Below are 11,451 nucleotides of genomic sequence, written 5' to 3'. Positions count from 1 at the left end.
GGTGATATTTAATTCCTATGTAAAATCTACCTATGTTCATTAGACTCTATTTCTACAATTATTTTACTTTCCATATCGACGTAAATTTTGAAATGTATTTTCTCATCAACGAAAGCTGTTTCGAACTCTTGAGTGAGAACCAATCAATTTCAGCTAAGGTATTCTTGGAAATTTCATGAAGACAGTTTTTCTTTTTAAATTAAGCTCTTTAACCTCAATGTTGAATGATTTTTTACTTATGTCCTCTTTAATGTAAAGGTTCTCCAGAGAAAGATATTGACCATCGAATCGCTTCATCTCCCTAACGAGACGATTATACAGCATTTCATTCGATGCAGCAGCAATCTTTGCAACCATGTATTGGTTTATTTGTGGTTCCATGTCAGTTTCATTAATTCTACGGTCACATTTTTTACAATGTTGATACTACAGTACTTGTCGTCATAATTGATACTTGCTAGTAAAGCTCCGTATTTGATGAACTCATCTACAGGTAGTGCTTGGCTAACCAGCTTATCAGAGTCATTTAAATAACCAAAAATATGACCATGTGCGACTGAATCATGACGCGCGTGAAGGTCACTTAAGAAATCTTGCGGTGTTACCATTACATCAAACCCTTCCAAACTGTAAAATAATCGCTATTTAAGCGATTTCGATTTCTTTTTATAGAAATATTTGATGAATTATATGTTAAAAGTACGTGCACTTAGAACATCAATCAAACGTATATAATTAATTTGAATTGAATACTATTCATTTTGATATGACTCGTATTACACTTTGATGCTTGCAGGCATCTTGTTATAATTAAGGATAGAGATTGTTAGGTGGAGCCATGCGGCTTTTTTTATCCAGTTTTGTAGTCGATATTTTAATTGTTCTTGTTTCCTTTAAAGGCCCTTTCGCGATTCTTTATCAATCTTTCAAAGTCTGTCTCGCAATCATAAAGCAAGATGTCGATTATACTTGCGTTCAAAGGCGTATCGATCTGTTCAAAGGTCCATATTGAAATCTTCAATGTTTCAGCAAGATTTGAAATCGTGTTCTTGTGTAAACCAGATACGAAAGTTAACGTATTAAACGAAGAATCATAATAAGAGATGATATCGTTAATGTAATTTGAGTCATTCACTATGTATTTATCGTAAAGGGTCAAACTTTTCATAATGAGCTCCTCCTTTCACTCATAAACTTCCACTTTATCCAGTCGAACTTTCTAAAATGTTCGACTGGTTTCAACTTGAAAACGTAAAAAACGCCTGAAGTAGTGGATATTTCTACCTTCAGGCGTTGTATATGATGTGCATGGAGCGGGTGAGGAGAATCGAACTCCCGTAGCCAGCTTGGAAGGCTGGAGTTTTACCATTAAACTACACCCGCATTCTTATAATATGAAATGGTGTCCCGTGTAGGATTCGAACCTACGACCCACTGATTAAAAGTCAGTTGCTCTACCGACTGAGCTAACGGGACAACATGGTGCCGACTAGAGGACTTGAACCCCCAACCTACTGATTACAAATCAGTTGCTCTACCAATTGAGCTAAGTCGGCATGGTGGAGGATAACGGGCTCGAACCGCTGACCCTCTGCTTGTAAGGCAGATGCTCTCCCAACTGAGCTAATCCTCCATGACGTCTTGTTTCCTTAACGCCTTAATAATATACCATGACCCCCTAAGGATAGTCAACAGTAAATATGAATTATTTTGATTTAATTTATAAAATGCAAAATTACGGCTATTTAAGTGCGTTTAAGCAAATAAAAAACTATCTGAATACAGATAGTTTTATGTAATATTTGGTTGAATTATGAAAGCAAGGTTTGTGCTGCAGTGATGATTGCCAATTTGTAAACATCTTCTTCAACACATCCGCGTGAAAGGTCAGAAACTGGTTTGTTTAAACCTTGTAAGATTGGTCCAATAGCTTCGAATCCACCAAGACGTTGTGCAATTTTGTATCCGATGTTTCCTGATTGAATTTCTGGGAAAACAAATACTTTTGCTTGTCCAGCTACATCTGATTCCGGTGCTTTTAGTTCAGCAACTGTTGGAACGAATGCAGCATCAAATTGCAACTCACCATCAATCTTGAATTCAGGTCCAAGTTCTTTAGCGATACGTGTTGCTTCGATAACTTTTTCAACATCTGGACTTGATGCTGATCCTTTTGTTGAGAAACTCATCATTGCAACAATAGGGTCAATTCCGAACAATTCGGCTGTACGTGCTGATTCAACAGCAATTTCAGCTAATTCTTGAGCTGATGGGTTGATGTTAATTGCACAATCAGAGAATAGGTATGTTTCATTACGTTTTGACATAATGAATGCTCCACTTGTACGTGAGACACCGGGTTTTGTTTTGATAATTTGTAATGCAGGACGGACAGTGTCACCTGTTGAGTGAACTGCACCACTGACCATAGCATCAGCTAGGCCCATGTATGTTAACATTGTACCAAAATAGTTAACATCTTTGATCCAGTTAAATGCATCTTCGCGTGCAAGTTTGCCATTACGACGCTCTACTAATGCATCTACCATTGCATCTTTTTCTGAATAAGTTTCAGGGTTGATGATCTCCAAACGCTCTACCATAAATCCTTTTTCTTCAGCAATTTTTGCGATTTCTGCTGGATCACCTAATACAATTGGGTGTAGTAATCCATCAGACGCTAAACGGACAGCAGCTCCGATGATACGTGCGTCTGTACCTTCAGGGAAGACAACTTTAATATCGCGTCCCTTAATTTTTGATTTAAGTCCTTCAAATAAATCCATATGAATCAATAATCCTCCTATAACCTTTTTATTATAGCACGATGAAAGTTCTATATTATAGTTATGCCAAAGATATGCAAAAAAAGAACACAATTAGTGTTCTTTTAATGAATTATTAAGTAACAGAGCAATAAATCGTCCAGCTTTCGAAGCTGAAGTCCAGTTAATTCATAGAATTTATCGATGCGGTAATTAAGTGTATTTCGATGAACGAAAAGTGCTTGTGCTGTAGATGTTATATTTCCTTGTTCATTCCACATTGTTCGAATGAGTGTTTCCATATCTTCAAAACTGTAGATTTGGTGTTTGATAATTTGAACATAGGTGGAATCAACAAGACTTGATTTCAAGTAGTGACGAATGTATAAAGATTTAAAAGATTGAACTTTTTGGCTCTGATAGTTCGAAGTGAAAATTGCACGTTCTTCGTTATAAATATAAGGGAATGAATTATCCGCTGGTGCATTGATCCCAATAAATAAGGATGTTTTAGTACCAAAATCATCGTCCAATGTAGCTATAGACCCTTCAATAAGTTCTGAACTTACAATCGGTGAATTCACAATGCAGATACCATACCGTTCATCGACAAAAAATGCTTCTTCGATATTGGGTATAAAGGATGTAAACGATTCAAGCCAAAGGTCATAGCTATCGTGTAGGTTCTCAACCATGAAATGTATTACTTGAAAGTATTTTGATTCAAATTGTGATGACAGGATTTGATGATATAAAAAGTCATACCACGGTGAGGAACGTTCTTGTCGAATTGTTAGTGATTGTAATAATTGAATCTCACTATTGCTCAGTAAATCTTTCGGTAAGACAAAATATTCGTAACCATTATATAAGGATAGAACTGAGGTAAGATTGCTTTTATGCTTTTGAATTGTTCCAATTGGATATAAAGCTTTTAACTGTTTGAAGTCCATAATCGTCTCCTTGCACATTGCACAAAATCATTGGTCATAAATACTATATCATAAATGTAACCGCTATATTATAATTGAATTACAATTTAGGAGGACTTTCCAATGGCAAGTATTTCATTAAAAGGGATTCATAAAAAATATGATAAAAACCCTAATTACTCAGTAACAGATTTTAATTTAGAGGTTGAAGACAAAGAGTTTATCGTCTTTGTTGGACCTTCAGGATGTGGTAAATCAACTACTCTACGTATGATTGCTGGTCTTGAAGATATTACAGAAGGGGAACTCTATATTGGAGATCGTCTTGTAAATGATGTTGAACCAAAAGATCGTGATATTGCGATGGTTTTCCAAAACTACGCACTTTATCCACATATGACAGTTTATGATAACATGGCTTTTGGTCTGAAAATTCGTAAGACGCCAAAAGATGAAATTGATAAAGCTGTAAAAAATGCAGCTGAAATTCTAGGTCTTGATACATACTTGGATCGTAAACCATCAGCATTATCTGGTGGAGAGCGTCAACGTGTTGCGTTAGGACGTGCAATTGTTCGTGATGCACAAGTATTCTTGATGGATGAGCCATTGAGTAACTTGGATGCAAAATTACGTGTAGCGATGCGTGCTGAAATCACAAAACTACACCACCGTCTTCAAACTACAACAGTTTATGTTACCCATGACCAAACGGAAGCGATGACAATGGCAGACCGTATCGTAATCATGAAGTCTGGATTTGTGCAACAAGTCGGTACACCAAAGGAAGTCTACAACACACCTGCTAACATGTTTGTTGCTGGTTTCATTGGATCTCCTGCAATGAACTTCTTCCACTGTGTTGTTGAAAATGACCATATTGAATGCCATGGCTTAAACCTCCGCATTCCTGAAGGAAAACTAAAACTTCTTAAAGAAAAAGGATATGAAGGAAAACCTGTCGTGTTTGGAATTCGTCCAGAAGATATTCATGATGAGTTGTTAGTTCTTGAATCAAACCCTGATTCAGTTGTTAAAGCAAAAGTAGTTGTATCTGAATTATTGGGTGCTGAGACAATGCTTCACGCATCTGTTGGTGGTCATGAGTTTATCGCAAAAGTTGGTGTAAACCAAACTTATAAAGCTGATCAAGAAGTTGAATTATCATTCAACATCAACAAAGCACACTTCTTCGATCCAGAGACAGAAATCGTCATTAAATAATTGTAAAAGTGGTGACTTATTCACCACTTTTCTTCCTAATAAACATACTTTATGTAGTAGAAAATCGTGTGTTAAGTGGGTCTAATCTAAATTATAATAATTTTTGTATTTTAGGCTTGCATTGTACATGTCGTATGATATAATGAGTAAGCAATCAAGGGATTAGCCTTGAAAGCACTCAATATATTGGGCCATAGCCAAGCGGTAAGGCATCAGACTTTGACTCTGACATTCCCTGGTTCGATCCCAGGTGGCCCAGCCATATATAGATAACAAACTAGGTTCTGTGGAACCTAGTTTTTTTTGTTTAGAAAGGAAGGTGTATATGGTCAGAATATCCAGTGTAGAGTTAGCAACACGACTATTAGAAGAAGAGTATAGTAAGGGTTTTACATCCGTTAATTCTTTTTCTAAGAAAGTTCGACTAAACCGACAAAGCATTCAGGACATGCTGGATCGTAAAGTTCAATTTATTAGAACAGACAATTTTGACATAATCCTAGAGAGTTTTGATATTTCATTAGCAGAACTCGAACAAAGATATGGTAACAAATAAAAAAAGAGCCCGAAGGCTCCTGAACGTCACAGTTCAAATTTACATCTTACAAAAGTATTGGCGTACTGAAGTAAGACTCACAACTAGCACCTTGCTGCTTTTAAACAGAAGTTACAAATTGTAGTTTTAAACACGCGCTTTTTGGGCACCTGCTTTCGCTTATAGTATACGACATTATTTGTCGCAAATCAAATTAAACAAACAAAAAAAACAAGTTAGTTTACTTACTTGTGGTTATATTGTAGAAAGCATTTACTCAAAGTCAATAAGTACTTTAAGAAGGTTCTTATCTTTAAAAGACTCTAAGGTATTCAAGACATTTTATTTATAAATATGCTAACGCATATTATGTCGCGAACAAAAGGCGTGTCAATCCTTTTGTTAGAAAGTTTTTAATTAATTTACTGGAGGAAATCAATGAGTTATACAAATCATAAATTTGAATCGAACGACTGGTATCACTTTGGTTTTGACGTTTGGTACAAGGTTGAAAATGTTCGAAATCTTAAGACTGAAATAGCGAGAATGCATGCATCTAATAAACGTTACCTTATGAAGAGTAAACATGATGGTATGTTGATTGATGATCTAGTTGATTCTTACCTGAAGACTTCAGATGTTAAAAACATCAACTGCATGAAATATAAAAAAACAACAACAAATAAGAAACATCAAAAGCGTTATGGTTCTTACTTTTTAATTCACATCGGTAAAAACTATGGATTAAACCTTCAGGTTAAAATCATTCATGAATTTATCAAGCAAGTTTGTTATGGAGAAGAGAACTTACCATACTTTGCAACCACTTCAAAGAATGGTAACCAAACATACATCCACTTATGGATATGTGATCGTGAATATGTCAAAGATGAAGCGCGTGTTTATGAAAGTGATTACTGGCAAAAGAATGGTAAACGTTGTAAAGCAGATACACCAGGTGGCGTACTATTACATGAAAAAGGGGATATCCAACTCGATAAGGATGGAAACCCAAGAATGTTAAACGGATGGCGTCAAACAAAGACAAGAATATTTGCAGAGAGCTGGAAAACTTCTGCAAAGAGATGGCGAGATGCATTTGTAGCAGTATTCTATTCTGTCCTAAGACGTACTGAGCCTATGTTGAAATTCAAACTTAAGCCAATGAGTTATGACATTGATTTAATGGCCGCAAATAGTGATATCGAATCAATAAGAGCTAAAAATCCTGAAATGAGTGAGTTGATGGCCAGAAAACACTTAGAGTTTGAACGATTTATGACAGATGCTCACTCTACCAAAGATAGAGAGTTCATAAAAGTGAATAGAAACGCTGCAGAATGGAAAAACATCAAGTATCGAGAAATCGCGTCACTTCAATACTTTATCAAACATGTCATCCATGAATTGATGAGTGATGATATTGATAACTGGAAGAACCATGAGCCAGATTCATGGAATGGCCACAGATACATCGACTTTGATAATCCGCCTACTGCACTAAGTAACTCTTTAAGAGATTTATTTAAAAAATACAATCAGATATTTAACAAATGGGAGTATACATCATTAGATGGTGAACCAAGGAAAATCATGTTTGCGCCCAATGAAGAAGTTATTCCAAATATTCGAGAGTTACGAGACAAATTCAAATTGGAAATCAACGAAACACTCAAAAAATACAAACCATTATTGGCTTATTAGCCACAAAGAGCGAGACGCTCACGAAAGGTAGCAATATGAAAACAACATTAACTAAAATAATTGCATTACTGAATATGAAAGGTGGCGTAGGAAAAACGACAACCAGTGTAAATTTAGCAGCGGGTTTCGCATTCCTAGGATATAAAGTATTACTCATTGACATGGATCCACAAGCAAACTCTACAGATGTTTTATTAGATATTAGACAAGAAGAAATATTCTTGAATGAAGACGTGATTGATGCAATCGGAAATAGGAATACTAAGCAGTTGGACGCACTACTTGATGAACTATCAAACTACGAAAAGAAAGAAATATTCCTAGACCAAATGCTTGAAAATCCAGCACTTACAACAACGTACAAAACTAAATTTGATAATCTTCATATCATTCCATCACGTCTTGAACTTGCGAACGTTGAGAAAGCAATCCGAAATGGTAACGAAGCGATGCACTTAAGGTTATTCAATATCATTGATGGTTTAGATGGCCAGTATGATTTTATATTCATTGACTGTCCACCAATCATCAATACACTCACAATCAATGTAATTAATGTTGTTGACGAAATAATCGCACCAATCAAGATTGATAAGGGCGCAGAAAAGGGCCTATTAATGACTATCAGAGAACTCATCGCAATTGCTAACAGTTATCGATTACATATCCCCATTCGACCACTGTTCACAATGGTAAACCGAAACAATACTGATCGCGATAGAATCGCTGCATTATCGAGAATTAGCAATGATGTCATCAAACCAATCGTGCCTACAGTGCGTATGCAGGCAAAAGCAATTACTCAATCAGGATATGAAAACAAAGCCGTAATAAATGACCCGAAACTAAACGTAGGACTCGATTACAAAGAAGTTGTCGATTACTTAAGTAAAGAATGGAGCGAAGCATAATGAGTATACTTACAGAAATGATGAATGAAGAAACCAAATCATTCGCAAGCAGTGAAACCATTAAACTGCAGTTAAATCAAATTGAAGTGAATCCATTGAATAATGCACCTATTGAAGATATTGATGAATTAGCACAATACATTAAAGAGGACGGATTAAAAGAAAAACCGCGTGTCTATCAAGTATCAAATAATAAGTACCGTTTACTCTCAGGAGAACGTAGATATAGAGCTTGCAAACAAATTGGTATTACATCCATAGAAGTCATTGTAGAGGACAAGCCAGAAACAGAAGCTGAAGAGTTATTAGAGATTGACGCATCCAATGAAACAAGACTTCAATCAGAGCAGTTCCTTGATACACGGATCCAGTTACTATCGAAAGTCTATGACTTGAAGAAAGAAGAAGGAGCTATTCCTTCAGGAACACTTAAGCGTGATTGGATCTCATTACGGATGTATCGAAAACTATCACCGCGTCAAATTCAAAACTACTTATCAGGGAATGTAAAAGCACTACAAGCAGAAAACATACAACAAGATAAGCCCGAAAAAGAGTTTGATATTGAGAAAGAGGCAGATAAGAAAATTAAACAACTAATTAAACTGTATGAATGGATTTGCGACAACCAAGAATTACTCTCAGATGAAACAAATGAGAAAATCGCAAGTCGAATTAATGATCTCGATAGTTTGGTGAGAACGTATGGCCGATAAGAAAAAAGCAAAGGAACTCATGGACAAAGAACAACAACTTTACTTTGGCCATGAACAATCCATCAAGTTTCGTAATGATGAAGAAAGACTGACATTTGTTGAAGACCCGAAAAATTGGAAGTGCGTTTATTCGAGTGGGAAATTCAATACTAGAGTCTCTGTATTTACCTTGAAACATATTAAGTTTCTAAGAGTGGAAGTATTAGTGTCATTTAAGAACTGGCGAACTGAAGAAGTCGCACAACGGTGGCAAAATGCAAGTACTAGACGAATATTTGAAGATGGTACTCAATCACAAGATACGTATACCGATAATTACATCGTGAATGTATTGAAAGAAGAACGGAATAATTTGTAACATGGCAATCATTGCCATGTTACCTCAGGAGGAAGAGATATGAAAAAAGCATCCAACAATACTATATATATTTTACTGAAGCTAGTAGGCTTACTGTTGATTCTATTACCTGCAATTGGTCTGGTCTGGTTCTTCTATTCAAAAAATATACTATTTGCAACAAACATCATTGATGGTGCAATTTCATTCATCTGGATGCTCCTGAGACAACCTGGTTTTTGGATAATCATTGCCCTATATATCCTATGGATTGCAGCCATGTACTTTATAAATGTATTACAAGGTAAGTTTAAATCGCGAATAGAAAGGAATGAGCATGAAGACAAAGATAAATAGACAAGCTCAAAGAATTCTATCCAATCACGAGCATGATGTGGACTTGCGGTTACTGTTAAGAAATGTAGATATGTACGTAGCGAACAATGAGCACCGCTCTGATGATGCCTTAAAAGTATTGTTAAAACATAACGATGTTGAGTTGGCTTCATTGTTAAAAATCGCAATAGTAGTGTTCAACAAGAAACTGGATGAGTTCGACTTCTCGAGTGAAGAATTGCAATTGATGATCAATCATTTAAACAAACAATACGAATAGAAAGTAGAGCAATGGTATGAATAGCAATAAATATATGAAGTTCTTTAACAGCTTTAGAAAAAAGAAGGAACAAGGGTTCGTATTCCACGATTTTGAACTTAAAGAAATCGAAAAGGCCGTCACGATTGTTGAAAAAATCCCAATTAGCAAAGAAACTGCTTTAACACAAATATACAAAATAGTCATCTATGAAAAAGACTATGACTTGCTTGTATCAACGATGATTAGAATCGGAATGTTGAAGCCAAAGTCATACCGATAGATTAATAAAGGAGAACATATGAATAAGTTATTAGACTTTGAAGAATCACACGAATTTGAAACGACATTGCAACATGGGGATATTATTCAAGTAATATCACATGAGAGACTCTGCGGACTCCCTTCAGGGGCTTTTACAGCACTCATAGTTGAAAGTAAAGATGATGGACTAATTGCAATACCACAAGATTTTTACGCTCATATGGCTCTAGCAGAAAATGATGCGTGTGGATGGGAGATAGATTTAGGATGGCTTTTAGAAACGACATGTGAAGTACGTCTCGTATACAGCTATCAGGGCTATCTGGAAAAAAGAAAACAGATTCGCGAAGCAGTTAAAATTTGTGATGAGGTAAGAAATAGCATAACGATACCGATAGAACAGGTAAATACACTTGATGAGGAATTCGAATTTTTAGAATCTTTAGATATTAAAGAGTATTTATTAAATAAGCAAAACGATTTAAATGTAATTGAAAGAATTGAGGGCATGATCTTCAATAGATTGGAAATTCTTTGGGAAAATACATGGATAGACGGCTATATACGTGAAAATACAGATGATGAACTAACTGAGTGGAAGCGATTGAATGAAATGCAAGAATATATAAATACAGTGGTCAATGGGGAAAGTAAATCAGACGATTGAAAGGGGTGTGTGTGTAATGGACTTATTAAGTGAGTATCAAATAACAGAAATAATGAACAAGGTAGACTATGGGGAAATAACACAAGAACAAGGACTGAACAAATTTATTGAATATCTTTATGAAGCACAATTTAAAGGTCAGTTGTACTTGGATCAGAATAAGTACATTGTATTTGTTCATGCAAAAAGAGTGGAAGATTATCTTGGTTCAAGTGGTAAGTGGTATATATCAATGCCTGAAGGCAGTGGGAACGTTACAGAAGAAACAAAGATATCTTATATTCAGGATAAACTTGAAGAAGATGAAAGAATGATTAAATTCTTAGTCGATGAGTTCAATGAAGGAGTACTTCTTCGGAAACAAAGAGAACTCTTTTGGCTAAAATATATCTTGAAAAAAAGAGTGTCAACAATAATAGCTGAATTAGATCTTAATAATAAGAAATACTATAGAGAACTAGAAGATGTAAAGAATGTTGTTGCATATGTTTGGTGTCTTACAGGTCGACAAGGCTCATTAGAATATATTAAATACAGGGAGAATTGTTTGAAACTAACAATATCACATAATGTTTCTCAAAGTAATCGCTTACATCGTTGAAAAGAGAGAATAATTGCACCTATCTAAATGGTATACTATAGGTACCAGCCGTAACAGGTTGATATTTAGATATCAAAATATGAGGTGCTTAACTAAAACGTTTAGCACCTTTTCTATTGTAAAAAGGAGAAAATATGGAATTAGTATTGAGTGCTTCAGTATTCATATTAGGAATGATACTGAACGGTATATTCTTTAAG

The 11,451-nt window shown here is 35.4% G+C and carries 16 protein-coding genes and 5 tRNA genes; 12 read left to right on the top strand and 9 right to left on the bottom strand.

Features of this window, described 5'->3' with window-relative positions; genetic code table 11:
* Window positions 1-153 precede the first annotated feature (153 nt).
* The 9 genes from GVV20_RS09775 to GVV20_RS09735 form a co-directional block, all read right to left on the bottom strand.
* Window positions 154-381, bottom strand: coding sequence for a hypothetical protein (locus tag GVV20_RS09775; protein WP_159741662.1), 228 nt, complete (start codon window positions 379-381; stop codon window positions 154-156).
* Window positions 366-608: a hypothetical protein gene (locus GVV20_RS09770; protein ID WP_159741663.1), complete on the bottom strand. Its 243-nt coding sequence runs from the start codon at window positions 606-608 to the stop codon at window positions 366-368. Before GVV20_RS09770 ends, GVV20_RS09775 begins: the two co-directional genes overlap by 16 nt.
* 266 nt (window positions 609-874) lie before the next feature.
* Entirely contained in the window at window positions 875-1,168 is a 294-nt protein-coding gene (locus GVV20_RS09765) for a hypothetical protein (protein WP_159741664.1), read from the bottom strand.
* A 141-nt stretch (window positions 1,169-1,309) separates the two neighbouring features.
* Window positions 1,310-1,383: transfer RNA gene (locus GVV20_RS09760), tRNA-Gly, on the bottom strand.
* Window positions 1,384-1,400: 17 nt separating this feature from the next.
* Window positions 1,401-1,476: transfer RNA gene (locus tag GVV20_RS09755), tRNA-Lys, on the bottom strand.
* 4 nt (window positions 1,477-1,480) lie between these two features.
* A tRNA-Thr gene (locus tag GVV20_RS09750) sits at window positions 1,481-1,556 on the bottom strand.
* Window position 1,557: 1 nt separating this feature from the next.
* A tRNA-Val gene (locus GVV20_RS09745) sits at window positions 1,558-1,633 on the bottom strand.
* Between the two features lie 178 nt (window positions 1,634-1,811).
* A complete protein-coding gene (gene pta, locus GVV20_RS09740) occupies window positions 1,812-2,786 on the bottom strand; it encodes a phosphate acetyltransferase (RefSeq protein WP_159741277.1) in 975 nt (324 codons plus the stop codon).
* Between the two features lie 104 nt (window positions 2,787-2,890).
* Complete coding sequence (locus tag GVV20_RS09735) at window positions 2,891-3,718, bottom strand: helix-turn-helix domain-containing protein (protein ID WP_159741276.1); 828 nt, start codon at window positions 3,716-3,718, stop codon at window positions 2,891-2,893.
* A gap of 102 nt (window positions 3,719-3,820) precedes the next feature.
* Between GVV20_RS09735 and GVV20_RS09730 the strand changes: the two genes are divergently transcribed.
* From GVV20_RS09730 to GVV20_RS09675, 12 genes are all read left to right on the top strand, one after another.
* Entirely contained in the window at window positions 3,821-4,921 is a 1,101-nt protein-coding gene (locus GVV20_RS09730; RefSeq protein WP_159636050.1) for an ABC transporter ATP-binding protein, read from the top strand.
* 187 nt (window positions 4,922-5,108) lie between these two features.
* Window positions 5,109-5,183, top strand: a tRNA-Gln gene (locus tag GVV20_RS09725).
* A gap of 63 nt (window positions 5,184-5,246) precedes the next feature.
* Window positions 5,247-5,477 (top strand): hypothetical protein, encoded by a 231-nt coding sequence (locus GVV20_RS09720; protein ID WP_159741275.1) that lies wholly within the window; start codon window positions 5,247-5,249, stop codon window positions 5,475-5,477.
* A gap of 417 nt (window positions 5,478-5,894) precedes the next feature.
* Entirely contained in the window at window positions 5,895-7,160 is a 1,266-nt protein-coding gene (locus GVV20_RS09715) for a hypothetical protein (protein WP_159741274.1), read from the top strand.
* Between the two features lie 35 nt (window positions 7,161-7,195).
* The gene (locus GVV20_RS09710; RefSeq protein WP_159741273.1) at window positions 7,196-8,071 is read left to right on the top strand and encodes a ParA family protein; all 876 of its coding nucleotides are present in this window, start codon (window positions 7,196-7,198) and stop codon (window positions 8,069-8,071) included.
* Window positions 8,071-8,787: a ParB/RepB/Spo0J family partition protein gene (locus GVV20_RS09705; protein WP_159741272.1), complete on the top strand. Its 717-nt coding sequence runs from the start codon at window positions 8,071-8,073 to the stop codon at window positions 8,785-8,787. The genes GVV20_RS09710 and GVV20_RS09705 overlap by 1 nt, the downstream gene beginning before the upstream one ends.
* The gene (locus GVV20_RS09700) at window positions 8,777-9,145 is read left to right on the top strand and encodes a hypothetical protein (protein WP_159741271.1); all 369 of its coding nucleotides are present in this window, start codon (window positions 8,777-8,779) and stop codon (window positions 9,143-9,145) included. Before GVV20_RS09705 ends, GVV20_RS09700 begins: the two co-directional genes overlap by 11 nt.
* Window positions 9,146-9,184: 39 nt before the next feature.
* The gene (locus tag GVV20_RS09695) at window positions 9,185-9,481 is read left to right on the top strand and encodes a hypothetical protein (protein ID WP_159741270.1); all 297 of its coding nucleotides are present in this window, start codon (window positions 9,185-9,187) and stop codon (window positions 9,479-9,481) included.
* Window positions 9,462-9,740 carry a hypothetical protein gene (locus tag GVV20_RS09690; protein WP_159741269.1) on the top strand — a complete coding sequence of 93 codons (279 nt, stop codon included), beginning with the start codon at window positions 9,462-9,464 and terminating at the stop codon, window positions 9,738-9,740. The genes GVV20_RS09695 and GVV20_RS09690 overlap by 20 nt, the downstream gene beginning before the upstream one ends.
* Window positions 9,741-9,756: 16 nt before the next feature.
* Window positions 9,757-10,002 (top strand): hypothetical protein, encoded by a 246-nt coding sequence (locus GVV20_RS09685; RefSeq protein WP_159741268.1) that lies wholly within the window; start codon window positions 9,757-9,759, stop codon window positions 10,000-10,002.
* Window positions 10,003-10,020: 18 nt separating this feature from the next.
* Entirely contained in the window at window positions 10,021-10,650 is a 630-nt protein-coding gene (locus tag GVV20_RS09680) for a hypothetical protein (protein ID WP_159741267.1), read from the top strand.
* Window positions 10,651-10,666: 16 nt separating this feature from the next.
* Window positions 10,667-11,251 carry a hypothetical protein gene (locus tag GVV20_RS09675; protein ID WP_159741266.1) on the top strand — a complete coding sequence of 195 codons (585 nt, stop codon included), beginning with the start codon at window positions 10,667-10,669 and terminating at the stop codon, window positions 11,249-11,251.
* Window positions 11,252-11,451: the final 200 nt, after the last annotated feature.

It is taken from the genome of Erysipelothrix aquatica (assembly GCF_009828775.2).
In the GTDB taxonomy this organism is placed as follows: Bacteria; Bacillota_I; Bacilli_A; order Erysipelotrichales; family Erysipelotrichaceae; genus Erysipelothrix; species Erysipelothrix aquatica.
Note: the sequence above shows the minus strand (reverse complement) of the source record. Positions and strands in the feature narration are given on the sequence as shown.

Bases quoted from the DNA above. Each gene is read 5' to 3' on its own strand.
- GVV20_RS09705 (WP_159741272.1), top strand. From the start codon at position 8,071: ATGAGTATACTTACAGAAATGATGAATGAAGAAACCAAATCATTCGCA.
- GVV20_RS09685 (WP_159741268.1), top strand. From the start codon at position 9,757: ATGAATAGCAATAAATATATGAAGTTCTTTAACAGCTTTAGAAAAAAG.
- GVV20_RS09680 (WP_159741267.1), top strand. From the start codon at position 10,021: ATGAATAAGTTATTAGACTTTGAAGAATCACACGAATTTGAAACGACA.
- GVV20_RS09700 (WP_159741271.1), top strand. From the start codon at position 8,777: ATGGCCGATAAGAAAAAAGCAAAGGAACTCATGGACAAAGAACAACAA.
- GVV20_RS09675 (WP_159741266.1), top strand. From the start codon at position 10,667: ATGGACTTATTAAGTGAGTATCAAATAACAGAAATAATGAACAAGGTA.
- GVV20_RS09735 (WP_159741276.1), bottom strand. From the start codon at position 3,718: ATGGACTTCAAACAGTTAAAAGCTTTATATCCAATTGGAACAATTCAA.
- GVV20_RS09710 (WP_159741273.1), top strand. From the start codon at position 7,196: ATGAAAACAACATTAACTAAAATAATTGCATTACTGAATATGAAAGGT.
- GVV20_RS09765 (WP_159741664.1), bottom strand. From the start codon at position 1,168: ATGAAAAGTTTGACCCTTTACGATAAATACATAGTGAATGACTCAAAT.
- GVV20_RS09715 (WP_159741274.1), top strand. From the start codon at position 5,895: ATGAGTTATACAAATCATAAATTTGAATCGAACGACTGGTATCACTTT.
- GVV20_RS09730 (WP_159636050.1), top strand. From the start codon at position 3,821: ATGGCAAGTATTTCATTAAAAGGGATTCATAAAAAATATGATAAAAAC.
- GVV20_RS09775 (WP_159741662.1), bottom strand. From the start codon at position 381: ATGGAACCACAAATAAACCAATACATGGTTGCAAAGATTGCTGCTGCA.
- pta (WP_159741277.1), bottom strand. From the start codon at position 2,786: ATGGATTTATTTGAAGGACTTAAATCAAAAATTAAGGGACGCGATATT.
- GVV20_RS09720 (WP_159741275.1), top strand. From the start codon at position 5,247: ATGGTCAGAATATCCAGTGTAGAGTTAGCAACACGACTATTAGAAGAA.
- GVV20_RS09695 (WP_159741270.1), top strand. From the start codon at position 9,185: ATGAAAAAAGCATCCAACAATACTATATATATTTTACTGAAGCTAGTA.
- GVV20_RS09690 (WP_159741269.1), top strand. From the start codon at position 9,462: ATGAAGACAAAGATAAATAGACAAGCTCAAAGAATTCTATCCAATCAC.
- GVV20_RS09770 (WP_159741663.1), bottom strand. From the start codon at position 608: ATGGTAACACCGCAAGATTTCTTAAGTGACCTTCACGCGCGTCATGAT.